28 protein-coding genes are annotated in these 24925 nt (G+C 69.1%); 4 read left to right on the top strand and 24 right to left on the bottom strand.

The features are described from left to right. Positions 1-354: 354 nt before the first annotated feature. The 9 genes from fliR to HZI36_RS14865 form a co-directional block, all read right to left on the bottom strand. On the bottom strand, positions 355-1134 hold the full coding sequence (gene fliR / locus HZI36_RS14905) for a flagellar biosynthetic protein FliR (RefSeq protein ID WP_179403415.1): 780 nt from the start codon (positions 1132-1134) through the stop codon (positions 355-357). Positions 1135-1150: 16 nt separating this feature from the next. Continuing rightward, the gene (gene fliQ / locus HZI36_RS14900; RefSeq protein WP_179403414.1) at positions 1151-1423 is read right to left on the bottom strand and encodes a flagellar biosynthesis protein FliQ; all 273 of its coding nucleotides are present in this window, start codon (positions 1421-1423) and stop codon (positions 1151-1153) included. Between the two features lie 21 nt (positions 1424-1444). After that, positions 1445-2308: a flagellar type III secretion system pore protein FliP gene (fliP, locus tag HZI36_RS14895; protein ID WP_246327086.1), complete on the bottom strand. Its 864-nt coding sequence runs from the start codon at positions 2306-2308 to the stop codon at positions 1445-1447. 2 nt (positions 2309-2310) lie between these two features. Beyond that, complete coding sequence (fliO, locus tag HZI36_RS14890; RefSeq protein WP_179403413.1) at positions 2311-2946, bottom strand: flagellar biosynthetic protein FliO; 636 nt, start codon at positions 2944-2946, stop codon at positions 2311-2313. Then, entirely contained in the window at positions 2943-3419 is a 477-nt protein-coding gene (fliN, locus tag HZI36_RS14885) for a flagellar motor switch protein FliN (protein WP_179403412.1), read from the bottom strand. The genes fliO and fliN overlap by 4 nt, the downstream gene beginning before the upstream one ends. Then, positions 3412-4413, bottom strand: a complete 1002-nt coding sequence (fliM, locus tag HZI36_RS14880; protein WP_179403411.1) for a flagellar motor switch protein FliM — start codon at positions 4411-4413, stop codon at positions 3412-3414. Before fliM ends, fliN begins: the two co-directional genes overlap by 8 nt. A 31-nt stretch (positions 4414-4444) precedes the next feature. Further along, the gene (fliL, locus tag HZI36_RS14875) at positions 4445-4951 is read right to left on the bottom strand and encodes a flagellar basal body-associated protein FliL (protein ID WP_179403454.1); all 507 of its coding nucleotides are present in this window, start codon (positions 4949-4951) and stop codon (positions 4445-4447) included. A 161-nt stretch (positions 4952-5112) separates the two neighbouring features. Continuing rightward, on the bottom strand, positions 5113-5835 hold the full coding sequence (locus HZI36_RS14870; protein WP_179403410.1) for an LrgB family protein: 723 nt from the start codon (positions 5833-5835) through the stop codon (positions 5113-5115). A 65-nt stretch (positions 5836-5900) separates the two neighbouring features. Further along, the gene (locus HZI36_RS14865) at positions 5901-6350 is read right to left on the bottom strand and encodes a CidA/LrgA family protein (RefSeq protein WP_179403409.1); all 450 of its coding nucleotides are present in this window, start codon (positions 6348-6350) and stop codon (positions 5901-5903) included. Positions 6351-6493: 143 nt separating this feature from the next. Between HZI36_RS14865 and HZI36_RS14860 the strand changes: the two genes are divergently transcribed. Beyond that, the gene (locus tag HZI36_RS14860; protein ID WP_179403408.1) at positions 6494-7417 is read left to right on the top strand and encodes a LysR family transcriptional regulator; all 924 of its coding nucleotides are present in this window, start codon (positions 6494-6496) and stop codon (positions 7415-7417) included. Between the two features lie 24 nt (positions 7418-7441). Here the strand turns inward: HZI36_RS14860 and HZI36_RS14855 are convergent, their stop codons facing one another. The 4 genes from HZI36_RS14855 to HZI36_RS14840 all read right to left on the bottom strand — a co-directional run bounded on the left by HZI36_RS14855 (position 7442) and on the right by HZI36_RS14840 (position 10287). Continuing rightward, entirely contained in the window at positions 7442-7828 is a 387-nt protein-coding gene (locus HZI36_RS14855) for a type II toxin-antitoxin system VapC family toxin (protein WP_179403407.1), read from the bottom strand. Beyond that, positions 7825-8073, bottom strand: a complete 249-nt coding sequence (locus HZI36_RS14850) for a type II toxin-antitoxin system Phd/YefM family antitoxin (protein ID WP_179403406.1) — start codon at positions 8071-8073, stop codon at positions 7825-7827. The genes HZI36_RS14855 and HZI36_RS14850 overlap by 4 nt, the downstream gene beginning before the upstream one ends. A 61-nt stretch (positions 8074-8134) precedes the next feature. Further along, a complete protein-coding gene (locus HZI36_RS14845) occupies positions 8135-9703 on the bottom strand; it encodes a DHA2 family efflux MFS transporter permease subunit (RefSeq protein ID WP_179403405.1) in 1569 nt (522 codons plus the stop codon). A 77-nt stretch (positions 9704-9780) separates the two neighbouring features. Then, on the bottom strand, positions 9781-10287 hold the full coding sequence (locus tag HZI36_RS14840) for a MarR family winged helix-turn-helix transcriptional regulator (protein WP_179403404.1): 507 nt from the start codon (positions 10285-10287) through the stop codon (positions 9781-9783). A 342-nt stretch (positions 10288-10629) separates the two neighbouring features. Between HZI36_RS14840 and HZI36_RS14835 the strand changes: the two genes are divergently transcribed. Next, a complete protein-coding gene (locus tag HZI36_RS14835) occupies positions 10630-12183 on the top strand; it encodes an efflux transporter outer membrane subunit (protein ID WP_179403403.1) in 1554 nt (517 codons plus the stop codon). Between the two features lie 54 nt (positions 12184-12237). On the opposite strand, the gene HZI36_RS14830 is transcribed toward HZI36_RS14835, so the two are convergent. The 8 genes from HZI36_RS14830 to gspG are packed head-to-tail and all read right to left on the bottom strand — an operon-like array spanning position 12238 to position 18237. Next, positions 12238-13026, bottom strand: a complete 789-nt coding sequence (locus tag HZI36_RS14830) for a type II secretion system protein N (protein WP_179403402.1) — start codon at positions 13024-13026, stop codon at positions 12238-12240. Between the two features lie 40 nt (positions 13027-13066). After that, a complete protein-coding gene (gene gspM, locus HZI36_RS14825; RefSeq protein ID WP_179403401.1) occupies positions 13067-13570 on the bottom strand; it encodes a type II secretion system protein GspM in 504 nt (167 codons plus the stop codon). After that, a complete protein-coding gene (gene gspL / locus HZI36_RS14820) occupies positions 13567-14982 on the bottom strand; it encodes a type II secretion system protein GspL (RefSeq protein WP_179403400.1) in 1416 nt (471 codons plus the stop codon). Before gspL ends, gspM begins: the two co-directional genes overlap by 4 nt. A 24-nt stretch (positions 14983-15006) precedes the next feature. Further along, the gene (gspK, locus tag HZI36_RS14815) at positions 15007-16140 is read right to left on the bottom strand and encodes a type II secretion system minor pseudopilin GspK (RefSeq protein WP_425485244.1); all 1134 of its coding nucleotides are present in this window, start codon (positions 16138-16140) and stop codon (positions 15007-15009) included. A gap of 2 nt (positions 16141-16142) precedes the next feature. Continuing rightward, positions 16143-16841 (bottom strand): PulJ/GspJ family protein, encoded by a 699-nt coding sequence (locus HZI36_RS14810; RefSeq protein WP_179403398.1) that lies wholly within the window; start codon positions 16839-16841, stop codon positions 16143-16145. Next, a complete protein-coding gene (gene gspI / locus HZI36_RS14805) occupies positions 16819-17226 on the bottom strand; it encodes a type II secretion system minor pseudopilin GspI (RefSeq protein ID WP_179403453.1) in 408 nt (135 codons plus the stop codon). The genes HZI36_RS14810 and gspI overlap by 23 nt, the downstream gene beginning before the upstream one ends. 2 nt (positions 17227-17228) lie before the next feature. Then, on the bottom strand, positions 17229-17744 hold the full coding sequence (locus HZI36_RS14800; RefSeq protein WP_425485243.1) for a GspH/FimT family pseudopilin: 516 nt from the start codon (positions 17742-17744) through the stop codon (positions 17229-17231). Positions 17745-17784: 40 nt separating this feature from the next. After that, positions 17785-18237, bottom strand: a complete 453-nt coding sequence (gspG, locus tag HZI36_RS14795; RefSeq protein ID WP_179403396.1) for a type II secretion system major pseudopilin GspG — start codon at positions 18235-18237, stop codon at positions 17785-17787. Between the two features lie 185 nt (positions 18238-18422). Between gspG and HZI36_RS14790 the strand changes: the two genes are divergently transcribed. After that, complete coding sequence (locus HZI36_RS14790; RefSeq protein WP_179403395.1) at positions 18423-18833, top strand: type II secretion system protein N; 411 nt, start codon at positions 18423-18425, stop codon at positions 18831-18833. A 29-nt stretch (positions 18834-18862) separates the two neighbouring features. On the opposite strand, the gene gspF is transcribed toward HZI36_RS14790, so the two are convergent. Genes gspF through gspD form a run of 3 tightly spaced genes read right to left on the bottom strand, consistent with a single transcriptional unit; the run spans position 18863 to position 23956 of the window. Next, positions 18863-20080, bottom strand: coding sequence for a type II secretion system inner membrane protein GspF (gene gspF, locus HZI36_RS14785; protein ID WP_179403394.1), 1218 nt, complete (start codon positions 20078-20080; stop codon positions 18863-18865). 4 nt (positions 20081-20084) lie between these two features. Beyond that, positions 20085-21581, bottom strand: coding sequence for a type II secretion system ATPase GspE (gene gspE / locus HZI36_RS14780; RefSeq protein ID WP_179403393.1), 1497 nt, complete (start codon positions 21579-21581; stop codon positions 20085-20087). After that, positions 21578-23956, bottom strand: coding sequence for a type II secretion system secretin GspD (gspD, locus tag HZI36_RS14775; protein ID WP_179403392.1), 2379 nt, complete (start codon positions 23954-23956; stop codon positions 21578-21580). The genes gspE and gspD overlap by 4 nt, the downstream gene beginning before the upstream one ends. Before the next feature lie 370 nt (positions 23957-24326). Here gspD and HZI36_RS14770 point away from each other — a divergent pair, with 370 nt between their 5' ends. Then, positions 24327-24773, top strand: coding sequence for a lytic transglycosylase domain-containing protein (locus tag HZI36_RS14770; RefSeq protein ID WP_179403391.1), 447 nt, complete (start codon positions 24327-24329; stop codon positions 24771-24773). The last annotated feature ends 152 nt before the right edge of the window (positions 24774-24925 follow it).

Raw genomic sequence — 24925 nt, 5'->3', positions numbered from 1 at the left:
TCGCGATCGATTTCCGGTGGACTCGAGGTGCGCGGTAGTCTCCACGGCCAGTTCACTGGTCAGTGGCTCGATGACGGATTGTTCGCGAGTATTCACTTTGATGGGTGCCCCGATGTTTGGCCGCCGCGATTATACTGGCGATCGCCATGTGTAACACATTGTTTCCGTTGAAATAATTTGTAAATCGCTGTGATGTTCCCGAATGCGTTAGAAGCTGCCGATAATAGCGATTATTTAAAACTTCATTTCGCCGCAAACGTTTCCTGATACCCGATTCCACGCAACGCGCTCGTATTCGAGTCATTGCCGAAATCCCTCGGAATCACTCGGAATCACTCGAAATCCCGCGACAGCCTATCGCCAGCCGCTCGCGACGCGCCCCATCGTGTCGAACCCCATATCGAACAGCCGCGCGAAGAACGGCACCATGTTCGGCACCATCAACTGCACGAGCAGCAGCCCGACGAGCATCGTCACCGGGAAGCCGACCTGGAAGATGCCGATCTGCGGCGCCGCGCGGTTCAGGATCCCGAGTGCGAGGTTCGCGATCACGAGCGCCGCGACGACCGGCAGCGCGAGCAGCAGCCCCATCTGGAACACGGTCGCGCCGAACAGCGCGAGCGTCCGCCAGCCGGGCGCGTGCAGCAGGTCGGCCGACACCGGCAGCAGCCGGAACGACTCGGCGAGCGCGACGAGCACCTGCAGATGCCCGTCGAACGCGAGAAACGCGAGCATCGCGACCGCATTCAGGAAGCGGCCCATCACCGGCGTCGAGCCGACGTTCGGATCGAAGAACGTCGCGAAGCCGATCCCCATCGACAGTCCGATGAAGTCGCCGGCCGCCTCGACCGCCGCGAACACGACGCGCATCGCGAAGCCCATCGCGGCGCCGATCAGAACCTGCGTGACGACGATCCAGATCCCGTCCGCCGAGAACGCGGTGACACTCGGCATCGCGCCGAGCGTCGGCGCGACGACGAGCGCGATGAACGCGGCGAGGCCGATCTTCACCTGCGGCGGCACCGCCGTCTCGCCGGTCACCGGCGCGGCCGAGACGAGCGCGAGCATCCGCACGAACGGCCACAGGAAGGCCGTGAGCCAACCGTTGAGCTGTGCGTAGGTGACCGAGAACATCGCGGATCCGCTTCGCTCAGCCCGCGCCGAGCGTCGCGACGTGCAGCAGGATCTGCCGCAGATAGTCGAGCATCGTCGTCAGCATCCACGGGCCGGCGATCACGAGCGTCGCGGCCACCGCGAGCAGCTTCGGGATGAACGACAGCGTCGCCTCGTTGATCTGCGTCGCGGCCTGGAACAGGCTCACGAGCAGGCCGACCGCGAGCGCGACGAGCAGCAGCGGCGCGGCGAGCAGCAGGCCGACGGTCATCGCCTGGTGGGCGAGCGTCATGACTTCTTCGGGGGTCATCGCACGGTCCTCAAGTCATGCTCAGCTAAAGCTCTGCGCGAGCGAGCCGATCAGCAGCTGCCAGCCATCGACGAGCACGAACAGCATCAGCTTGAACGGCAGCGACACGGTCGACGGCGACACCATCATCATCCCCATCGACATCAGCACGCTCGCGACGACCATGTCGATGATCAGGAATGGGATGAAGATCGTGAAGCCGATCTGGAAGCCGGTCTTCAGCTCGCTCGTGACGAACGCGGGCACGAGCAGCGACAGCGGCACGTCCTCGGGGCCCTGCATCGGCGGCGCCTTCGAGATCTTCGCGAACAGCGCGAGATCGGCCTCGCGCGTCTGCTTCAGCATGAAGCCCTTGAACGGCGCGACGCCGCGCTGGAGCGCCTGCTCCATCGGCAGGCTGCCGTCGGAGAACGGTTTGTAGCCGTCGCGGTACGCGCGGTCGAGCACCGGCGACATCACGAACAGCGACAGGAACAGCGCGAGGCCGACGAGCACCTGGTTCGGCGGCGTCGACGCGGTGCCGAGCGCCTGGCGCAGCAGCGACAGCACGATGATGATCCGCGTGAAGCTCGTCATCATCAGCACCATCGCGGGCAGGAACGACAGCATCGTGAGCAGCAGCATCGTCTGCACGCTCAGCGAGTAGGTCGTGCCGCCGTTCGGGCCGGGCGCCGCGTTGAACGCGGGCAGGCCCGCCGCCTGCGCGCACGCGAGCGCAGGCGCGAGGCCGAGGATCAGCGGCGGCGCAATACGTACCGCAATATGTGCCGCAATACGTGCCGCACCGCGCAGGACCGCGTGCTGCGCCGGACGGCGCGGAAAAACGGCGGGCGCATCAGTGCGGGCAACGCCCCCGGCACGCGCGGTTTCGGCGGAACGCGGCATGATCAGCGCTCCTTGCCGCGGCCGAAGCGCCGCGCGGTTTCCTGCACGAGCGCGTCGCGGAAACGCGCGCCGAAGGAGGCGTCCGTGGCGGGCTCGCCGAACGTGCCGGACAGCGCTGCGGGGCCTGCGCCCGGCGTCTGTGCGCTTGTTTGTGCGCCTGTCTGCGCGCTTCGGGCGCCCGGCATACCGGAAGCACCGGACGCGAGCACCGCGCTTTGTCCGGCCGGCAGCGTATGAAGCAACCGCACGTTGCCCGGCCCGACGCCGAGCACGAGCCACGTATCGCCGATCTCGACGACGGTCGCGGTTTCCTTGCCGCCGACCGCGACGCTCGCGACGACCTTCAGCGGCCCGCCGCGCCGCACCGGCTGGAAGCCGAAGCGGCGCGCGAGCCACGCGCAGCCGAACACGAGGCCGATCACGACCGCGAGGCCGACGAGCGTCTGCAGCACCGCGCCGAAGCCGAGCGACGGCACGGCGGAGCCGACGACGACGCTCGACGCGATCTCGTTCGCGCGGTTCACCGCGTTCAGGTCGGCGGCGACAGCCGCGCCGCACGCCAGCGCACCGGCCGCGAACGCGGCGGTGCCGAGCGTGGCCCGCACGGCCCGCGCGGAACGAAACGGCAACGACTTCATCGATTCAACTTCCGGATACGCTCGGACGGCGTAATGATGTCGGTCAGACGAATGCCGAACTTGTCGTTGACGACGACGACCTCGCCCTGCGCGATCAGGCAGCCGTTGACGAGCACGTCCATCGGCTCGCCGGCGAGGCCGTCGAGCTCGACGACCGAGCCCTGCGCGAGCTGCAGCAGATTGCGGATCGCGATCTTCGTGCGGCCGAGCTCGACCGTCATCTTGACCGGGATGTCGAGGATCATCTCGATGTCGTTGTGCGTCGACGACGCGGTCGCCTTCGACAGCGGCTGGAACACGCCGGCGCCCGTCGCGCCGGCGTCGAGCGGCTGCCGGTTCTGCTCGGCGAGCGCGGCCGCCCAGTCGTCGAGGGCCGGGTCGGCGTCGGCGCCGGCCGGATCCGCGGGAAGGGGATCGGCGAGCGCGGCGGCGTCGAGCATGGCCGTGTCGGGCGTCTGGTTCAGTTCAGTCATAGTCGCTTTCCTTCGTCTTGTCGCTCGCGCTGATCATCTTCTGCACGCGCAGCGCGTATTGGCCATTGAAAATTCCGTAGCCGCATTCCATCACCGGCACGCCGTCGACCTTCGCGACGATCGTGTCGGCGATCGCGAGCGGCAGCACATCGCCCGCGCGCAGGTTCAGGAGCTTCTCGAACGTCGTCGGGATCTCGGCGAGGTCGGCGGACAGCTCGACCTCGGCCGACTGCACCTGCTGCGACAGCACGCGCACCCAGCGGCGGTCGACCTCGAGCGCCTCGCCCTGGATCGGCGAGCTCAGGATGTCGCGGATCGGCTCGATCATCGAGTACGGCATGCAGATGTGCAGCGTGCCGCCCGTCGAGCCGAACTCGATCGAGAACTGCGTGACGATCACGATCTCGTTCGGCGTCGCGACGTTCGCGAACTGCGTGTGCATCTCCGAGCGCATGAACTCGAACTGCAGCGGGCGCACGCTGCGCCACGCGGTCGTGTAGTGCTCGAACACGAGGTTCAGCAGCTTGCCGATGATCCGCTGCTCGGTCGCGGTGAAGTCGCGACCCTCGACGCGCGTGTGGAAGCGCCCGTCGCCGCCGAACAGGTTGTCGACGACGAAGAACACGAGGTTCGGATCGAACACGAACAGCGACGTGCCACGCAGCGGCTTCACGTGCACGAGGTTCAGGTTCGTCGGAATCGGCAGGTTGCGGGTGAACTCGCTGTACTTGAGCACCTTCACCTGGCTCACCGAGATTTCCGCGCTGCGCCGCATGAAGTTGAACAGGCCGATGCGCATCAGCCGCGCGAAGCGGTCGTTGATGATCTCGAGCCCCGGCATCCGGCCGCGGACGATCCGCTCCTGCGTCGCGATGTTGTACGGACGGATGCCGGACGGGTCGCCGCGCGCGTCGTCGGGCGCGTCGGTTTCGCCGGTGACGCCCTTCAGGAGGGCATCGACCTCCTCCTGGGACATGAACTCCTCGTGGCCCATGCGCGTTCCTCCCGCTCCTCTGTCGTCCGCGTTACTGGACGACGAAATCGGTGAACAGCACGTCGTCGACCCGCGCGTGCTGGTTGCCCGGCTGGGTCGGCTCCTCGATCAGGTGCTTCAGCTCGCCGGCGAGCGCGCGCTTGCCGTCGGGCGTCGCGAGATCGTCGGGGCGCTTGTTCGACAGCGCGAGCAGAATCCGGCTGCGGATCTCGGGCATCCGCGCGGTCAGGCGCGCCTGCGCGTTCGGGTCGGTCAGCTTCAGGGACAGAACGACGCGCAGATAGTGCTGAATCCCGTCGTCCGACTGCAGGTTCACGGTGAGCGGATCGAGCGCGAGGAACACCGGCGCCGACAGCGGCGGCGGCTCGGCCGGCGCGGCGGATGCATGGCCGAGGCCTTCCTTCGCGAGAAAGAAGTACATGCCGCCCGCGGCGACGCCCGCCGCGACGAGCGCGACGACGGCGATGAGCGCGATGCGCTTGAGCTTGCCGGACGACGCCGGCCGGTCGGCGGGCGGATTTGCGGTCGTGGATGCCATGTTCGGTGCGTGCAGGATGTCGTAGCGTGAATTGTTCGACATCCGGCCCACCGCCGATGGGTGGAGCAGAGGGGGGATTTGCGGCTATTTCCGGCGTTTGTCGGGCGGGTGGGGCGGCGACGCGTGGCCGCCCCACGGCCGCCGCGCCACTGTGCCGCCGTTCAGATCGGCAGCAGCGACAGCAGCGGCGCGATCAGCACCATCGCGACGCCGGCGATCATCATCGTGAGGCTCGACACGACGCCTTCCTCACTGCCGATCTCGCGCGCCTTCGCGGTGCCGACGCCGTGCGCGGCCGCACCGAACAGCGCGCCGCGCGCGAGCCGTGTGCGCAGCGGCACGAGCGCGAGCACGATCTCGCCGAGCAGCATCCCGCAGATGCCGGTCGCGATCACGAAGAGGGCGGTCAGATCCCGCGGCGCGTGGATCTTGTCGGACACCGCGAGTGCGAACGGCGTCGACACCGAGCGCGTCATCAGCGAGCGCTGCAGCTCCGGCGACAGGTGCAGCAGCTTCGCGAGCGCGAGCGACCCGCAGATCCCCGCGACGATCCCGACCGCGACGCCGACCGACAGCGACAGCCAGTGGCGGCGAATCAGGTCGCGATAGTCGTGGATCGGCACCGCGAACGCGATCGTCGCCGGGCCGAGCAGCCACATCAGCCAGCGCGTGTCGCGGAAGTAGACCGAATACGGAATGCCGGTCGCGGCGACGATCGCGACGAGCACGCCCGGCACGAACACGAGCGGCGAGAACAGCAGCGTCTTCTTGTACGCGTAGAGCTGCTTCGACGCGAAATACAGCACGACGGTCAGCACGAAGCAGCCGATCGAGATCGCGGTGTTGGACGGGGCGGCTAACAGGTGCGGCAGGGACGTCGGCATGATCGGCTCCGGGAAGGTGACGGGATCGACAGCGATCTAAAGCGACCAACGGCGATCAAAGAGGATCAATGACGGCGCTCGCGCCCGACGCGCACGCGCTGCATCGCGAGCTTGCGCTCGAGCCGCGCGGCGAGATCGACGGACACCGCGACGGCGACCATCACGAACGCGGTGCCCGCGACGACGACGAGCGCGAGCCGCCAGCCGTCCTCGCGGAACAGGCCGCCGTACTGCACCGCGGCGACCGCCGCCGGCACGAAGAACAGCAGCATGTCGGACAGCAGCCAGTTCGCGCCGTCCCTGACCCACGCCGGCGCGACGCCGCCGCAGAACAGCAGCGCAAGCAGCACCGCGAGGCCGATCACGCCGGACGGAATCGGCAGGGCGACCGCGTGCACCGTCCAGTCGACCGCATACCAGAGCGCCGCGAGCGCGCCCGCCTGCAGCACGACGCGCCCGGTGCGCGCGAGACCGGATGCGGGCCGGGCCGGTGCGATGGCGATCGACTTGTTCATGGCGGGGGCTCCTTACAGGCATTTCAACGATGGAGCAAGTATAGAATTCCCTCATCCATATATAAAATGACTTGTCTCTATCATCTTCATTCCGATTTGGAATTATCTGAGCCCGACATTCACCACTTTGGGGAGGCAAGCCGATGGAGCTGCGCGCGCTGCGCTATTTCGTCGAGGTCGTCCGCCAGCAGAGCTTCACGGCGGCGGCGGAGCGGATGTTCGTCACACAGCCGACGATCAGCAAGATGGTGAAGGCGCTCGAGGACGAGATCGGCTCGCCGCTGCTGCTGCGCGACGGCCGGCAGATGGTGCTGACCGACGCCGGCCGGATCGTGTTCCAGCGCGGGCAGGACGTGCTCGCCGCGCACGCGCAGCTGCGCTCGGAGCTCGACGATCTCGGCACGCTCGGTCGCGGCGAGCTGTCGATCGGGATTCCGCCGCTCGGCGGGTCGCTGTTCACGCCGGTCATCGCCGCGTACAAGCAGCGCTACCCGAACATCGAGCTGAAGCTGTTCGAGCAGGGCGCGCGGATGATCGAGGCGGCGCTCGTCGCAGGCGAGCTGGAGCTCGGCGGGCTGCTCGAGCCGGCCGATCCGGCGGTGTTCGACGTGCTGCCGATGGTGCGCGCGCCGCTGTGGCTCGTCGCGCCGCGCGAATCGCGCTGGGACGACGCTCGCGCGGTGCCGCTCGCGGATCTCGCGCGCGAATCGTTCGTGTTCTATGCGGAGAGTCTCGCGCTGAACGACGCGGTGCTCGACGCGTGCCGCCAGGTCGGCTTCACGCCGTCGATCGTGAGCCGCAGCGGGCACTGGGATTTCATGGCGGCGCTCGTGCACGCGGGCGTCGGGATTGCGCTGCTGCCCGAGCCGTACTGCCGGCGGCTCGACGCGGGGCAGTTCACGTGCCGGCCGATCGTCGAGCCGGAGATCACGTGGGCGATCGCGCTCGGCTGGCTGAAGAAGGGCTACCTGTCGCACGCCGCGCGCGCATGGCTCGACGTCGCGCGCGCGACGCTGCCGGTCGAGCCGGGGAGCGATCTGGCGTTCGGGGGATTGCTGGCGCGGTGATGCCGGCCCGGTTCCACGTATTGGTCAGACGTGTTGAATGGGGCCGGGATACTGGGCCACGATCGGGTCGTGCGTCACCAGCGTGACGCCTTCCGAAATCGCCTGCGCGACCAGAAGCCGGTCGAACGGGTCACGATGGATCGGCGGCAGCGGCTCGACCGCGAGCGCATGCGCGCTCGTGATCGGCAATTCCACATAGCCGACGTCGAGCAGATTGCGACGAAGCACGTTGGGATCGACCTGAAAGTCGTCGCGATTCAGCCCGCGCTTGATGACGATCTCCCACAGGCTTGCCCCGCTGAAGAGCGGGGTATGAGCGGGATCTTCGATCAGTGCGCGGGCGCGGTCCGGCAACTCGGCCGCGCCCGCGGCCGCCCAGAGGATCAGGTGCGTGTCGAGCAGCAGCTTCATGCATCGCCCTCGAACAGCGTCTGAATCTCGCCGCTGCCCATCGAATCGAAATCGTCCGGAACATGGATCTGCCCCTTCATGAAGCCGATCCGGCTCGGTGGCACGGGCTCCCGCACATCGATCGGCACGACCTTGACGAGCGGCTTGCCGGCTTTCGCAATCACGAACGGTTCGCCGTCATGGACGGCCTCGTCGATCAACCGCGACAGATTCGTCTTTGCGTCATGCATGTTGTAGGTTTGCATCGCGCCCTCGAATGAACTAAGTTCACAATGAACGTTAGCTTAGTTCAATTCAACCACGCAATCAATGCCCCATCGCCGCCCCGGCGCCCCGCCTCGGCTTGGTGATCCACACCAACGCCGCAAGCGCGACGAACACCACCGCCGACAGATGGAAGAAGTCGTTGGTCGCCATCATGAAGCCCTGCTGCGTGACGACCTGATTGATCTGTGCGGTCGACACCTGGCCGGCGAGCCCGAGCTGCGCCAGCGCGCCCTGATAGTCCAGCGTGTTCCGCGCATACACGTTCACCGACTCGGACAGCACCGCGTGGTGATAGATCGCGTCGTTCTCCCAGTAGGTCGAGCTGGCCGCGGTGCCGATCGCGCCGGACAGCGTGCGCATGAAGTTCGACAGCCCCGATGCGCTCGCGAGCCGCTCGTCCGGGATGCTCGACAGCGTGATCGTCGTCATCGGCACGAAGAAGCACGCGACGCCGATCCCCTGCACGAGCCGTGGCAGGATCACATGGTTGAACGGCACGTCGAGCGTAAACGTCGCGTTCCACATCGACACGAACGCGAACACGCAGAACGCGATGCTCGCGACCATCCGCAGATCGAGCCGGTGCATGTTGCGGCCGATCAGCGGCGACAGCACGAGCGCGAGCAGCCCGACCGGCGCGGTCGCGAGGCCGGCGAGGCCCGGCGTGTAGCCCATCACGGTCTGCAGCCACAGCGGAAAGATCACGACCGAGCCGAAGAACGCCATGAAGCCGAACGAGATGATCACCGCGCCGAGCGCGAAGTTGCGGTCCTTGAAGAGCGAGAGATCGACGACCGGCTCCTTCTCGGTCGTCTCCCAGACGAGCATGAACGCGAGTGACACCACCGCGATCAGCGCGAGCGCGACGATGAACCGCGAGTTGAACCAGTCGCGGTCCTTGCCGAGGTCGAGCATCATCTGCAGGCACGACACGCCGATCACGAGCAGCGCGAGGCCGATCGCGTCGATCCGCTGCTTCGTCGTCTTCGTTTCGCGGCCGCGCAGCAGGAAGTACGCGCAAGTCGCCGAGAAAAGACCGATCGGCAGGTTGATGTAGAAGATCCACGGCCACGTGTAGTTGTCGGTGATCCAGCCGCCCATCAGCGGGCCGAAGATCGGCGCGACGATCACCGTCATCGCCCATAGCCCGAGCGCGAGCCCGCGCTTCGCCGGCGGGTAGGTGCGCATCAGGATCGTCTGCGACAGCGGCACCATCGGGCCGGACACGAGCCCCTGCAGCAGCCGGAACGCGATCAGCGACTCGAAGTTCGTCGCGAGCCCGCACAGCGACGACGCGATCGTGAACGCGAGCACCGACAGCGTGAAGAGCCGCACCTCGCCGACGCGCCGCGCGAGCCAGCCGGTCAGCGGCACCGCGATCGCCGACGCGACCGAGTACGACGAGATCACCCACGTGCCTTCGCTCGTCGCGACGCCGAGGCTGCCCGAGATCGTCGGCACCGCGACGTTCGCGATCGACGTGTCGAGCACCTCCATGAACGTGCCGAGCGCGAGCCCGACGGTGAGCAGCGCGAGTGCGCCGCCAGGCAGCGGCGCCGGTTCGGCGGCGGCGGAGGTGGCGGAGGTGGCGGAAGCCGGAGCGGTCATGCGAATCTCCCGTGTCGCGTCATCTTCTGCCCAGACAGATATTTAAACGTGCGCTTAAACATGAATGAACCCGCGCGTCAGCCTTCGGCGTCGCCGTCCGACGCGTGCGTCGTACCGGACGGGCAGGCGGGCGTATCCGGCCCGTTCGCGATGAAACGTTGCAGCATGCCGGTCAGCAGCACGAGCTCGTCGGCCGAAAAACCTGCGAGCTGCGCGTTCAGCGCGTTCGCGATCAGCGCGGGCAGCGCATGCGCGGCGTCGGCGCCGCGTTCGGTCAGCGTCAGCTCGATCACGCGGCGGTCCTGCTCGCTGCGCGCGCGTGAGACGAAGCCCTTGCGCTCGAGACGGTCGAGCATCCGCGTCATCGAGCCGCTGTCGTACGACAGCTTGCGCGACAGCTCGAACGGCGTGCGCGCATAGCCGCGCGCGAGCAGCAGGATCACGCCGATCTGTTGCGATGTGAGGTCGAGCGGCTCGAGCGCGCGGTCCATCCGCTCGCCGAGCGCCTGACGCGCCTTCGACAGGTAATAGCCGAGGCTCGTTTCGAGTGCGATGTTGTCGGGATCGTAAAGGCCGCCGGTCATGGGAGCATGCACGCGTGGTCGGGAGAAAACGCGCCCAGTATCGTGAGAAATGATTGCATGGTCAATATTATCTCAGTCAATGAAATGATGCGTGCGCCGCCGGACCGAGAACCTGCTCTAACCCACTCTAGCCGACTGCCGGCCGTCGTGCCGCATCCGCAAGCTGTGCGTAATGCGTGGTAATCCACCTGCCCGCGCCGGTAACACATCCCCCCTCGGCACGCCGTACCCTAACGGCTGCGCAGCCTCCCCGCGATCAGTTACCATTTGTCCACACCGGCGGCCCGTCCGCCGCCTCGCGCGCGCCCGCCCCGGGCGACGCGCCCTGACAGGAATCACACGATGCCGTACGTCCGATCCCCGCGCGCACGCCGCACGCCGAGCACCGCCGCCGCCATGGGCGTCGCCGTTGCCGCGGCGGTCGTGCTGCTCGCCGGCTGCGCGGTCGGGCCCGACTACAAGCGGCCCGCCGCGCCCGTGCCCGCCGCGTTCAAGGAAGCGCCCGCCGGCTGGAAGGTCGCGCAGCCCGCCGACCGCGCCGACCGCGGACCGTGGTGGACCGTCTACGACGATCCGCAACTGAACACGCTGATCGACAAGCTCAATGCGTCGAACCAGACGATCGCGCAGTCCGCGGCCGCCTATCGCCAGGCGCGCGCGCTCGTCACCGAGGCGCGCGCGGCCTACTTCCCGACCGTCGGCTTGTCCGCGTCGGCGTCGCGCTCGCGCACGCCGCGCGCGTCGGGTACGTCGGCCAGCATCGGCAGCTCCAGCCTGATCAGCAACAGCTACAGCGCCAGCCTCGACGCATCGTGGGAGCCCGACCTGTGGGGCAAGGTCAGCCGCACGGTCAGCGAGCAGCGCGCGAACGAATCGGCCGCCGCCGCCGATCTCGCGAACGCGCGGCTGTCGCAGCAGGCGACGCTCGCGCAGACCTACTTCCAGCTGCGCACCGCCGACGCGCTGCAGAAGCTCCTCGACGACACCGTCAAGTCGTACCAGCAGTCGCTGCAGCTCACCGAAAACCAGTACGCGCAGGGCGTCGCCGCGCGCTCGGACGTGATCCAGGCGCAAACGCAGCTCCAGTCCGCGCAGGCCGCGGCGATCGACAACGGCGTCGCGCGCGCGCAGTACGAGCACGCGATCGCGACGCTGATCGGCGAGCCGGCGTCGACGTTCTCGCTGCCGCCGATGCCGCTCACCGCCGAGCCGCCCGTCACGCCGGTCGACGTGCCGTCCGCGCTGCTCGAGCGGCGGCCCGACATCGCGGGCGCCGAGCGGCGCGCGGCGGCCGCGAACGAGCAGATCGGCGTCGCGATCTCCGCGTTCTTCCCGTCGCTGACGCTATCCGCGAGCGGCGGGTTCGAAAGCTCGGTGTGGTCGCAGCTGTTCACGCTGCCGTCGCGCTTCTGGACCGTCGGCCCGCAACTCGCGGCGACGCTGTTCGACGCCGGCCTGCGTTCCGCGCAAACCGACGCCGCGCGCGCCGCGTACGATCAGAACGTCGCCACGTACCGGCAGACCGTGCTCGCGGCGTTCCAGGACGTCGAGGACAATCTCGCGTCGCAGCGGATCCTCGCGCAGGAGGTCGGCGTGCAGCAGCAGGCCGTCGACAGCGCCGAGCACTCGCTCGCGATCACGCTGAACCAGTACAAGGCGGGCACCGTCGCGTATCTGAACGTGCTGTCCGCGCAGACGACCGCGTTCACCGCGCACCAGAAGCTCGCGACGATCGCCGGTGAGCGGATGGTGTCGTCGGTCGGGCTCGTGAAGGCGCTCGGCGGCGGCTGGGATGCGTCGCAGATGACGCGCGAAACCGGCGACGTCGCGGCGCCGCCCGCGAACGCGTCGGCGCCGGCAGCGGCGTCGGCTCCGGCGCCGCTCGCGCAGCAGTAGCCGCCGCGACGGCGGGGTGGTGGCGGGGCGGGCGACGCCGCCCGCCGCCCGTCGTCAGCGTGCGGCGTCGCCGTAGATCAGCGACACCGCGCCGTTGCCGATCGGACGCCCGAGCAGGTTCAGCAGCCCCGCGAGATTCGCCTGCTGCTCCGGCGACGCGTGCGCGGTGCCGCGAAACGACGCGCTCGCCGCACCGAACTCGCCGTGCCCGTCGAGGAACAGCGGGCCCTTCAGCGTCGTCAGGTCGAGGTTCGCGCCCGCGCCCTGCGCGAACAGCACCGCCTCGTACGACCCGAGCGGCTTCACGCGCGACACGCGCGAGCTCATCGAATCGATCGTCACGTTCAGCCGGCCGAACGCGTCGTTGCCGAACAGCCGCCAGTCGCTCCAGCGCAGCCGCACGTCGCCCTGCAGATCGAGCGTGTTGAACGGCGTGCCGAGCCCCGCGAGCAGCGACGCCGGCACCGCCATCGCGCCCGACGACACCACCGCGCCGCGCCACGTCGCATCGAGCGTGATCGGGTTGCGCATCGCGTCCGTCTGCCACATCCGCATCCGCACGCGGCCCGTCAGCAGCGGCCAGAATTCGGTGCGCCATTCGACCCGCCCGGGCAGCAGCGTCGACGCGCTGCGATCCGCGCCCGGCGCGAGCAGCAGCGTTGCGCCGCCGTGCCACAGCGAGCCGTCCGGATCGACGAGATTCACGCGCCCGTGGGTCGCGCGCGCGAACTGAGGCGCGACCCACGCGGCCGGCGCGAGCGCGACGAGCGTGACCACGCTCGCGAGACCGCCGGCGGCGACCCACGGCAATGCGGCGCCGAGCCGCCTCAGCCACCGCGTCATCGCCCGATCCTCTCGACCGCCGCGTGCCCGTTGCGCGCCGTCATTTCCGCGTGGACGGCTGCATCACCGCCGTCAGGTCGACCTGGCCATCGTCCTTCAGCGCGCTCACGTGCGCCTCGCCGACCTGCACCTTGAACTGCCGCCGCGCGTCGTCGAGCCACTGCGTCCACAGCGGGAACGACGCGTTCTTCATCTGGATCTGCACGCCCTCGCCGACGATCTGGAGCTGCGCGGCCGGCAGCCCGTGGTCGGACAGTGACGCGGTCAGCGCATCCTTCAGCGCGGCGCCGGTCGGCGCGACGCCCTGCGCGGCGGCCGTCAGCATCCGCGCCTCGTTCGCCTGCGCGGCCATCTGCGCGAGCTCGCCGCGCATCGTCGGCAACGCGTGCGAGATTCGCGCGCTGCCTTCCTGCGCAGGCGACCACAGCACCGAGTAGGCGAACGCCACGGCGAGCACCGCGCCACCCCAGCCGAGCATCTGTTTTTCGCGAAGGGTGCGCGCGCCCCAGAATTGCGCCAGCGTTTCGTTGATCGCTGTTTTCATGAACGGCTCCGGATCGTCCATTTGCCCGTGCTGCTGTCGATCTCGCCCGACAGCCCGTTTTGCGCGAGACGCTGCGCGAAGTCCGGATCGACCTTGACCTCCGGCTTGAAGCCGACGTCGAGCCGCCGGTCGTGATAGTCGAGCGACGCGATGCCGTTCGGCGGCAGCGGCCCGAGCGCGCGCGACAGCCCGCTCGCGAGCGCGAGGAAGTCGTTCGGCGACAGCTCGCCGGCCGCGAGCCGCAGCTGATCGAGCTGACGCGCCATCTGCGCGGGCGGATCGAGCACGGTCGTCGTCTTCGGGAACGCGGTCAGCAGCGTCTCGGTGATCTGCGCGGATAGCGCATCGCGCTCGCGCGACAGCTTCCACCAGTACAGATTCATTCCGACGACCGCGATGCCGAGCGTCGCCGCCGCGAGTGCGACCGGCACGCGCAGCCGCCTCACCGTCGCGCGGTCGAAGCGCCACGGCTGCATTTCGAATTCGAACTGGCACAGATCGAAGCGCTCCGCGAGCGCGCGGCGCGCGAACGCGTCGAACGGCAGCGCGGTGGCGCCCCGAAGGACATCCCCTTGGGAGACGCCGGGCAGTGCGTCGTGCAGTGCGCCGCGCAGTGCACCGTTATCGTCGCGCGCGGCAACCGACGCGAGACGCGGTTCCGCGCCCGGTTCCGCGAGCGTGTAAAGCTCGACCGGCGCACCGCCCGTCAGTGCGGCCAGCGTGCCGGCGACGCGCGACGCCGGCGCGACGAAGCCCTCGCCGAGCGCGCCGCGCGCGAGCGCGAGCTCGACGCGCGGTGCGGATGCGGCCAGCGCGACCGCGTCGGCAAGCACCGGCTCGAGCGCGGCGGCCACGCCGAGCACTGCCGCGACCGCGGCCGGACGGGCGGACGCAGCCGCTTCACCCCCAGCCTGCGTGGCGGATGCCGCGGGCTCGGCCGCCCCAATTGGCGCCACCGCCGGCACCACCGTCGGCGCAGGCAGGCAGCGCGTCGCGGGCACCGCGCGCAGATGCCGATGGCCGGCCGCGACGAACGCGTCGCAGATCGTCCGGAACCACGCGCGGTCGACGACCGCGAGCACGCGCCGCCCGTCGGGCAGCGCGGCCGGATCGAGCGCGATGTGGCAGCCCTGCGGATCCTGAATCAGCTGATCCTCGATGACGTTCGGCAGCGCCTGACGCAGCTTCGGCCCGCGCAGCGGCGGCACGGCCGCGGCGAGCAGCAGCACGTCGCGCGCGGCGACGATCAGCACCGTCGACGCCGCGCGCGGCAAGAGCGCGAGCGCCGCGCGGCCGGCGCGCTGCGTCTGGCCGGTCTTGTCGACGAGCGTGAACGGCAGCTCCGGCCACTGCCATTCCTGCAGCGGCACGGCCGGTTCGCGCGGCGGCAGTAAAACAATCAACGTGCTCACGGACTCCTCTCCCGAATGGCGTCGTTATAGCTGATCGCGGATTCGCACGACCCGCGTCGTGTGCGTCGCCGGATCACGATACACGAGCGAGGTGCGATCCACCTCCGCGCGTTCGTGCTGAATCCGGCCGTGCACGATGAAATAGCTCGAATTGACGTCGATCACGCTCGAATCGAGCGGCGTGCCCGGCGGCGCGCCGGCGCCGCTCAGCGCGAGCGTCACGTCGGCCAGATTGCGGAAAAACACGGTTTCGCGCCGCGCGACCAGCGACTGCGCGGACGACACGCTCATCCCCGGCACCAGCGACGCGATCACCTCGGCGGGCGCGGTGTTCATGTTGACGGGCGTCGTCGTCGGCAGCACGGTCACGAACGGGCGCAGTCGCTCGACCATCTCCGGCGTGAAGCCCTCGACGTCGAGCAGGCTGTCGACGCTCGTCATCAGCAGCGGCGCAGGGCCGCCCCCGCCGTCCGCGAGCCCCGGCTCGTCGGTCAGGTCACCGCCACCCTGCGTGCCACCCTGCGTGCCACCATCGGGCAGCGGGACCGGCATGCTCGCGACACCGGGCGGCGCCGCGGCCTGAAAACGCGTGGCCGAATGCGCGAGGCCCGCGCGCATCTGGATCGCGACGCGCTTCGCGAGCGCGCCGTCGTAGCCGAGCGTCGCCAGCAGGCGCGCGAACGCGAGCACCTGCGCGGCATTCAGCTGCATCGCGCCCGGCACCGGCGACGACACCAGGTTGCGCAGATTGAATTTCGCCTGCGCGTCCTCGATCGAGCCGGAGATGTACGTGTCCTCGCCGCCGCCCGGATCGCCGCCGCCGATCCGTCCGAGGAAATCGGACAGCTTCGTCTTCGCGATCGGCACCGCCCAGATCCCGCCGAGATACGTGATGCCGGGCGACGTGTCGGCTTCCGAGCGCAGGATCATCCGCGTCCAGTCGAGCGCGCCGCGCGCGACCCACTGCGCCTGCGCGGCGAGACGCTGGTTCTCGATCCGGCGGATCTGCACCTGCTCGCGCCACAACATCCCGGACACGAGGATCGCCGCGAGCGCGACGACGACGAGCGCGGTGATGATCGCCGCGCCGCGCTGGCGCGACGGCGTGGCCGCACGGCGCGGCAGGGCATGAGAAGCGGGGAAGCGGCGCATCTTCATCGTCATTCCCCGACGATGAAGATGCGCGTGACCGGCACGCGCAGCGACGTCGCGCCGATGCTGACCTGCAGGCCCGTCACCGCGCGCGGCGGCGGCGCGTTGCCGAGCTGCGGAACCTTCAGCGCTTCGTTGTTCTGCGCGAGCGCGTCGTCGGCGGTCGGCATGTTCGTCGTCCAGCCGACGCGCGGCACGTACAGGCGCGCGTCGATCGCGCCGACGCCGGCCATCAGCGGCACCGCGCTCCAGCCGTCGACGTCGGTGTCCTTCAGCATGCGCTGCAGCGCGCTCTCGTCGCCGATCGGCGGCGACGCGTAGCGGACCACGCGGCCGCCGGCAACCCGGTAGCGGACGATCTGCAGCCGCGGCGCCGCGCCGGGCACGTCGAACGCGCGGACGACCTGCAGCGTGTTGCCGGCGATCGCGAGCGCGGGCCCACCGGCCTCGTCGTCGGTCGCCGCGCGGCGCACGTCGGTGCGCATCTGGTCGAACGTCTGCGCGAAGATGCGCTCGTCCTCCATCTCGGCGGCGACCTTGTCGCGGCCGCGCACGATCTGGTCGAGTCCGCGCCACGCCAGCACCGCGACCACCGCGAGGATCGCGATCGCGACCATCAGCTCGATCAGCGTGAAGCCGGAGGAGCGGCGGCGGGGCGCGCGGATGGATCGCGGCGCGCGCGCGTCAGAGCGAACGGCTCGTCTCATTCGCCACCACCGTGACCATCTGTGCGAGCACGCCGGATTCGCCGGGCGTGCTCACCGACACCTCGACGCGCCGGAACACCGGATTCGGCGTCGTGCTGACGCGCTGCGTGCAGACGAGCTGCACGTTGCCCTGCGAGCAGTCGAAGCGCTGCTCGCCGATCGCGGGCCACGCATGCGCGAGGCGAAGCTGCGCGAGCGCGTTGTCGGCGCTCCAGCCGGCGAGGAGGCGCCGATGCAGCTCGGCCGCGTTGCTCGCCATCGTGCCGACCGCGCGGATCGACGCGGCGAGCGCGACCGCGATGATCGCGAGCGCGACGAGCACCTCGATCATCGTGAAGCCTCGTGTCGCACCACGCGGAGAAAAAGGGGAAGGGCGGCCGCGCATCGTCACTGCACCTCGTAGCGGCCGTTGCCGGTGCCGACGATCGTCGCGCTGCCGACCGCCGAATGCAGCGTCACGCGTACCGGCATGTCGATGCTCTCGGTGCCGAACACGAGCCGGCTCGCGCGGGTGTCGGAGCCCGGATAGTCGATGTCGGCGCCCGTCACGCCGCCGTCCCAGTTGCGCGGGCGCAGCAGATCGTCGCGCAGCGGCCGCCAGCCGTCGACGGTGCCGATGTCGAAGCGAAAGCCGCGCTCGGTCGGCTGCCACGCGATCGGGCGCGCGCGCACCTGCGCCTCGTCGCCCGCGCTCTCGAACAGCAGCGCGAGCCGCTGCGCCTCCTCGCGCAGGTCGGTGCGCGGATTGCGCGTCAGCGACAGCGACGCGAGCGACACGAGCAGCCCCGCGATCACGAGCACGACGAGCATCTCGAGCAGCGTGAAGCCTCTCGCCCGGCGACCGGCGCCAACCGTCGTCGCGGATCGCGCACCGAAGCGGAAAAGCGTGCCTGTCGTGCGCATCGCGTGCATGGCCGGCGGAGCGTGAACGATCAGCCGCGGCTTACTGCCACGACCCGATATCGGAGTCGTTGCCTTCGCCGCCCTCCTTGCCGTCGGCGCCGTAGCTGAACACGTCGATCTCGCCGTGCACGCCCGGGTTCAGATACTTGTACGTATTCCCCCACGGATCGTTCGGCAGGCGCTCGAGATAGCCGCCGTCCTTCCAGTTGTTCGGCACCGGATCGGTGGCCGGCTTCTGCACGAGCGCGGTCAGGCCCTGTTCCTGCGTCGGATAGCGGCCGTTGTCGAGGCGGTACAGCTTCAGCGCCTGCATGATCGTGCCGATGTCCTGCTTCGCCGCGATGCGGCGCGCCTCGTCCGGGCGGCTCATGATCTTCGGCACGATCAGCGCCGCGAGAATCCCGAGGATCGCGATCACCACCATGACTTCGATCAGCGTAAAACCACGGTGACGGCGAGCGGCCGCGTTGCGACGAGTGATCCACGTTTGCATGACTGACTACCTCTTCCTCAAAAAATGATCGCGTCGGCATGACGCGCGTTCGCGACCCCGAAAACGTTGCCGGAGCCGCCCGCCGCCTTACAACGCGATTCCGGCGGGAGCCCGCATTGTAAGGCGACGCTCGCCGAGGGCTTTCACCCAACGCAAATTTCATATAGATCCGTACAATAACGCGCATGAACACGCTCTCGATCCGGATCCTTTCCCTCGCGCTCTTCGCGGCGCTCTGCGCGATGGCGACCTACTGGGTCGTCACGCTGTCGGCCCGCGAGACGCCGCTGCCCGCGGCGGCCGCGCGCGCGCCGATCCGCACCGAGGACGCCGCCGCGCTGTTCGGCGGCCAGCTCACGAAGAACCCCATCCAGGACATCCACCTGTTCGGCGTTCTCGCGCTGCAGCACGGCGCCGCCGCGATCGTCGCCACCGGCGGCGAGCCGCCGCGCGCGGTGTCGCTCGGCGCCGAGATCGCGCCCGGCGAGAAGCTCGCCGAAGTCCGCGACCGCTCGATCGTCGTCGACCGCAACGGCGCCCGCGCCGAAATCTCGCTGCCCGCGAACACGCCGAGCCCGGCGATCTACATGCGCTGAACCCCGCACGCGCCCCGCGCGCGCGGCCGTCACTGCACCATGTTGTTCAGCTCGATGATCGGCAGCATCACCGACAGCACGATCACGAGCACGATCCCCCCCATCGCCAGAATCAGCAGCGGCTCGAGCAGGCTCGTCAGGAACATCGTGCGGCGCTCGAGCTCGCGCGCCTCGCCGTCGGCCGCGCGGTCGAGCATCGTCGTCACGTCGCCGGTCGCCTCGCCGGAGCGGATCAGGTGCACGAGCACCGGCGGAAACGTCTTCACGTTGTTCAGCGCGCGCGACAGCGCCGAGCCTTCGCGCACGCGCACGATCGCGTCGTCGATGTTCGCGCGCATCGCGCGGTTCGACAGCGTTTCGCCGGCCGCCTGCAGCGCGCGCAGGATCGGCACGCCGGCCGCCGTCAGGATGCCGAGCGTGCTCGCGAAGCGCACCGTGTTGTAGCCGCGCACGAGCTTGCCCGCGAGCGGCGCGGTGAGCAGCCACCGGTCGAACGCGAGGCGCGGTCCGTCGCGCGACAGCGTCGCCTTCACGAACCAGACGACGAGCGCGGCCGCGAGCAGCATCGCCCACCACCAGTGCCGCACGAAGCCGGACAGCGCCATCATCATGATCGTCAGGAACGGCAGCTGCTGCTTCGTGCTCGCGAACACGTTCACGACCTGCGGCACCACGTAGCTGAGCAGGAACGTGACGATCCCGAACGCGATCAGGGTGACGATCGCCGGATACGTGAACGCGAGCACGATCTTCTGCTTCAGCGCGTTGCGCTGCTCGATGTAGTCGGCCAGCCGCGACAGCACGATGCCGAGCTTGCCCGTATGCTCGCCGGCCGACACCAGCGCGCGGTAGATCTCCGGAAAATCGCGCGGATGCTCGGCGAGCGCGTTCGCGAGCGAATGGCCGCCGAGCACTTCCGCGCGGATCGCGGCCATCAGCTCGCGGATGTAGTCGCGCTCGGCCTGCTCGGTCAGCACGCCGAGCGCCTCGTCGAGCGGCAGCCCGGCGATCAGCAGGCTCGCGAGCTGGCGCGTGAGGATCGCCTGCTCGCGCTGCGACAGCTTGCGGCCGAGCGCGAGGCGCTGCGTGCGCGCGCCGCGGCTCGCGCTCGCGGCCGGCTCGACGACGAGCGGCGTCAGCCCCTGCGTGCGCAGCTGGCCGCGCGCGGCGCGCGCGCTGTCGGCTTCGACGACGCCTTTCTGCGGGCGCCCGCCCGCATCGATCGCTTCGAAACGGAAGGCCGGCATCGCGCTACGCGCCTCCCGTCACGCGCAGCACTTCCTCGAGCGACGTCGCGCCGGCCGCGAGCCAGCGCTCGGCGTCGTCGCGCAGCGTGCGCATCCCGTGCGCGCGGCCGGCGGCCAGGATCTCGGCGTCGGCCGCGTTGCGGTGGACCAGCGCGCGGATCGCATCGTCGACGAGCAGCAGCTCGTACACGCCGCGTCGACCGGCGTAGCCGGACTGCCCGCACTTGTCGCAGCCGACCGGGTGCCAGACGGTGCGGCCGCCCTCGTGCCGCTCGGTCTTGCAGTGCGGGCACAGCTGCCGCACAAGCCGCTGCGCGAGCACGCCGAGCAGCGACGACGCGAGCAGGTACGGCTCGACGCCCATGTCGGTGAGGCGCGTGACCGCCGACGACGCATCGTTCGTATGCAGCGTCGCGAGCACGAGGTGGCCGGTCAGCGACGCCTGCACCGCGATCTGCGCGGTTTCGAGGTCGCGAATTTCGCCGATCATGATCACGTCTGGATCCTGACGCAGGATCGAGCGCAGCGCGCGCGCGAACGTCATCCCGATCCGCTCGTTGACCTGCGTCTGGCCGATCCCGCCGAGGTCGTATTCGATCGGATCCTCGACGGTCATGATGTTCGTCGTCGCGGTCTCGAGCCGCGACATCGACGCGTACAGCGTCGTCGTCTTGCCCGAGCCGGTCGGGCCGGTCACGAGCACGATTCCGTGCGGGCGCGAGATCAGCGTGTCGAACTGCGCGAGCGTATCGCGGCCCATCCCGAGCGCCTCGAGGTTCAGCCGCTGCGCGTCCTTCTCGAGCAGACGCAGCACCGCGCGCTCGCCGTGCCCGGTGGGCAGCGTCGACACGCGCACGTCGACCGGCCGCCCGCCGACGCGCAGCGTGATCCGGCCGTCCTGCGGCAGCCGCTTCTCCGCAATGTCGAGCTGCGCCATGATCTTGATCCGCGAGATCAGCGCGCCGTGCAGCGCCTTCTTCGGCCGCACGACGTCGCGCAGCGTGCCGTCCACGCGAAAGCGCACGACCGACGCGTTCTCGAACGGCTCGATGTGGATATCCGACGCCTGCTCGCGCGCGGCCTGCGTGAGCAGCGCGTTGATCATCCGGATGATTGGCGCGTCGTCCTCCGATTCGAGCAGATCCTCGACTTCGGGGATGTCCTGCATCAGCCGCGACAGATCGACCTCGCCCTCGACCTCGCCGACCACCTGCGCGGCGCTGCCGTCGTGGCGCGCGTACGCCTGGTTGATCGCGGCCGCGAGCACGTCGGCCGGCATGCGCTCGACGGTGATCGCGCCGAAGTTGCGCGCGACTTCGGCGAGCGCCGCGTCGCTCGTGCGTTCGCTGATCCACACTTCGAGCGTGTCGTCGTGCTGTTGCGCGATCAGGATCTGGCCGTTCTTCGCGAACGAATACGGCAGCAGCCGCGCGGCGAGCGGCGACGGCGCCGGGCGCTCGCCGGGCGCGCTTGCTTGGGTGTGCGCGAGCACGTCGGTCACTGCGCGGCTCCCGAGACGGCCGGCGCGGCCGACGCGGCGGGCATCGCCTGCTGCGGCACCTGCTGCTGCGGCACGGCCTGCGGCTGCGCGACCGGCGCCTGCTGCTGGGTCGGCTGGGCCGGCTGTGAAGGCTGGGCCGGCGGCGGCAGCCTGCGCATGTTGTCGAGATCGAACAGGTTCAGCGCCGGCACGCCGCCCTGGCTCGGCGTCAACGGCGCGGGCGGCAGCATCGGCGTGTCCTTGTCGCGGATCAGCCGGTTATCCGACTGGTACGCGCCTTGCTGGCCGCGTGCGTAGTCGTAGCGATTCTGGGTGATCGCCTCGCTCGTCGCGCCGTCGCGCACGATCACCGGGCGCAGGAACACCATCAGGTTCGTCTTCTGGCGGCTCTTCGATTCGGAGCGGAAGAACTGGCCGAGCCACGGAATGTCGCCGAGCAGCGGCACCTTGTTCACGCCGGTCGAGTAACTATCCTGCATCAGGCCGCCGAGCACGATGATCTGGCCGTCGTCGGCGAGCACCGTCGACTGGATCGAGCGCTTGTTGAACGTCGGGCCGGTCGCGTTGGTGAGCGTGCCGGCCGCGACCGACGAGCTCTCCGTGTAGAGCTGCAGCTTCAGGATCCCGCCGTCGGTGATCTGCGGCTTCACGTGCAGCGTGATGCCGACGTCGCGGCGGTCGTACGTATTGAACGCGGTGCTCGTGTTGCCGGCCGTCAGGTTCGAATACGAGCCGGTCGGAATCGGCACGTTCTGGCCGACGACGATCTGCGCTTCCTCGTTGTCGAGCGTGATCAGGTTCGGCGTCGACAGGATGTTCGCGTCGCTCGTCTGCGACAGCGCCTGCAGCAGACCGCCCAGGCCCCAGATGCTGCCGAATTTGTGCAGCCAGCCGATGTTCAGGCCGTTCTGCAGCACGCCGGTCAATGTCGTCGTGCCGTTGATGATCGCGTTCTGGTTGATCGTGTTGCCCTGCACGGTCAGGTCGACGATGCTGTTGCCGTTGCCGACCGTGCCGACGCCGAGCGCCGGAATGTTCGAGCCGCCGTACACCGCGTTGTTGCCGGACAGCAGCGCGCCCTGCCACTGAATGCCGAGGTTCGCGTCGGTGTTCGCGCTGAGCTCGACGATCAGCGCCTCGAGGTAGACCTGCGCGCGGCGCGCGTCGAGCTGCTCGATCACCGTACGCAGGTTCCGGTAGACCGGATCGGACGCGGTGATGATCAGCGAGTTCGTCGCCGGGTCGGCCTGGATCATGCCGCCGGGCTGATTGTCGTCGCTCTTGTCCTTGTCGCCGCCGAGGAAGCTCGAATTGCCGAGACCCGTGTTCGACCCACCGCCGCCCGTGCCGCCATACGAGGACGACGACGAGCCGCTCATCGACGACGGCAGCGGCGGCGTGCCCGGCGTGCCGGTCGAGAAGTTGCCGCTGCCCGAAGCGCCGCCCTGGTTGAACGAATTCGCGTCGTTCGACGTCGCCGACGCGCCGGTTTCGCCGGCGCCCTTGCCGAGCATGCCGCGCAGCGTCTTCGCGAGCTTCACCGCATCGGCGTTGTGCAGCCGCACGACGTGCATGTTACCGGGTTGCCCGGTCGGCGCGTCGAGCTGCAGCGCGAGCCGCTTCGCGGCCGCGAGGCGCGACGCGTTCGACGCGCGCAGCAGCAGCGAGTTCGTGCGCGGGTCGGCGGATACCGACACCTTCAGCGTCGCGTCGCTGTTGCCGATCGCGCCGGGGTCGAGCAGCTTCGACAGCTGCGACGCCGCGTCGAGCGCGTTCGCGTTCTTCAGCGGCACGACGAGCACCTGCTCGCCCGCCGCGTTGTCGATGCCGGCGATGATCTGCGCGATGCGGCGCACGTTGTCCGCATAGTCGGTGACGACGACCGTGTTGTTCGCCGGATACGCGGTGACCGTGTTGTTCGGCGAGATCAGCGGCCGCAGCACCGGCAGCAGGTTGTTCGCCGATTCGTTGTGCAGCTCGAAGACCTGCGTGATGATCTGGTCGCCACGCGCCTGCGGCACGTTGCCGATGTAGGTCGGCACGCCCTGCAGCTTCGCGTCGGCCTCGGGCACGACCTTCAGCACGCCGTGATCCTGCACGAGCGAGAAGCCCTGCATCCGCAATGCGGACTGCAACGTCTTCAGCGCCTGCTCCTCGGGCACCGGGCGCTCGGCGACGAGATTGAGCTGCCCCTTCACGCGGGGATCGACGATGATCGTCTTGCCGGTCGCGGCGCCGATCGCCTTCGCGACCTGATCGATGTCCGCGTTGACGAAGTTGAGCGTGACCTGCGCATGCGCGGCCTGCGCGACGACGATTCCGGCGACGGCGAGTGCCGTCGCGACGCGCCGAATAACGAAGCGAGTTCTTGTCATGGATGTTTGAAGCGGTGCCGGCTCAGGCCGCATCCGGCAGTATTGCTTGGGGCCGATTCCAGAAAAAAGCGACATTAGCAGTTTTTCATGTCCGAAATGTCACATCGAGAGAGGACCTCCTCGAATGCGACGAAATAGCGACATCCGTTGGCCGGGCGTCGGCCCGATGTAAGTTCGAGGCCTGCCTCGACTCGCGGCAAACGGACACGAAAGTGCGGTATAACATCCGGCCGATCCTCCCGGCCGAACGGCGCGACGCCTGTCGCAACGCGGCTCGCTGCCGGTATGATACGGGCGTCCCGATGCGCATCGCGCGAATTCCGGGGTGCGGGAAAACCCGCGCCCGACCCGCTTCCGCCACGCCGACACCATGAAGATCCGGCTCGTCTCGACCTTGCTGCTCACCGCCGGCCTGGCGCTGGCCGGCACGACCGCGCGCGCCGACTGCTTCGACGAAGCCGCAAAGTATCAGAAGGTGAACCCGCTGATCCTGCGCGCGATCGCGTGGCAGGAGTCGCACAACCGGCCGGACGCATTAAACCGCAATGCGAACGGCTCGACCGATTACGGCTTGATGCAGATCAACTCGATCCATCTTCCAACGCTGTCGCGCTACGGAATCGGACGCGAGACGCTGATGCAGCCGTGCAAGAACGTCTACATCGCCGCGTGGCATCTGCGCCAGAAGATGAACCGGTACGGGAATACGTGGCAGGCGGTCGGCGCGTACCATTCCGAGACGCCGTCGCTGCGCGACAAGTACGCGCAGCAGATCGCCGCGATCCTCGCGCGGTGGGGGCTGCTGTCGCGGCAGTGATGCGGCGGGCCGGGCGCCGGGCGTGGCGCCGGGCCGGCGCCGCGCGTTTGATGCACAATGCGTGCTGACTCTACACGTTCGCCGCATGTTCGCCGCGCACCCGGCCCGGGCCGATGGCGCCCTTTTTAGGCGACGCGGTTGCCCTTCCTTCT

Source organism: Burkholderia guangdongensis, assembly GCF_013403875.1.
In the GTDB taxonomy this organism is placed as follows: domain Bacteria; phylum Pseudomonadota; class Gammaproteobacteria; order Burkholderiales; family Burkholderiaceae; genus Burkholderia; species Burkholderia guangdongensis.
This window is presented reverse-complemented; position numbering and strand designations above follow the sequence as displayed.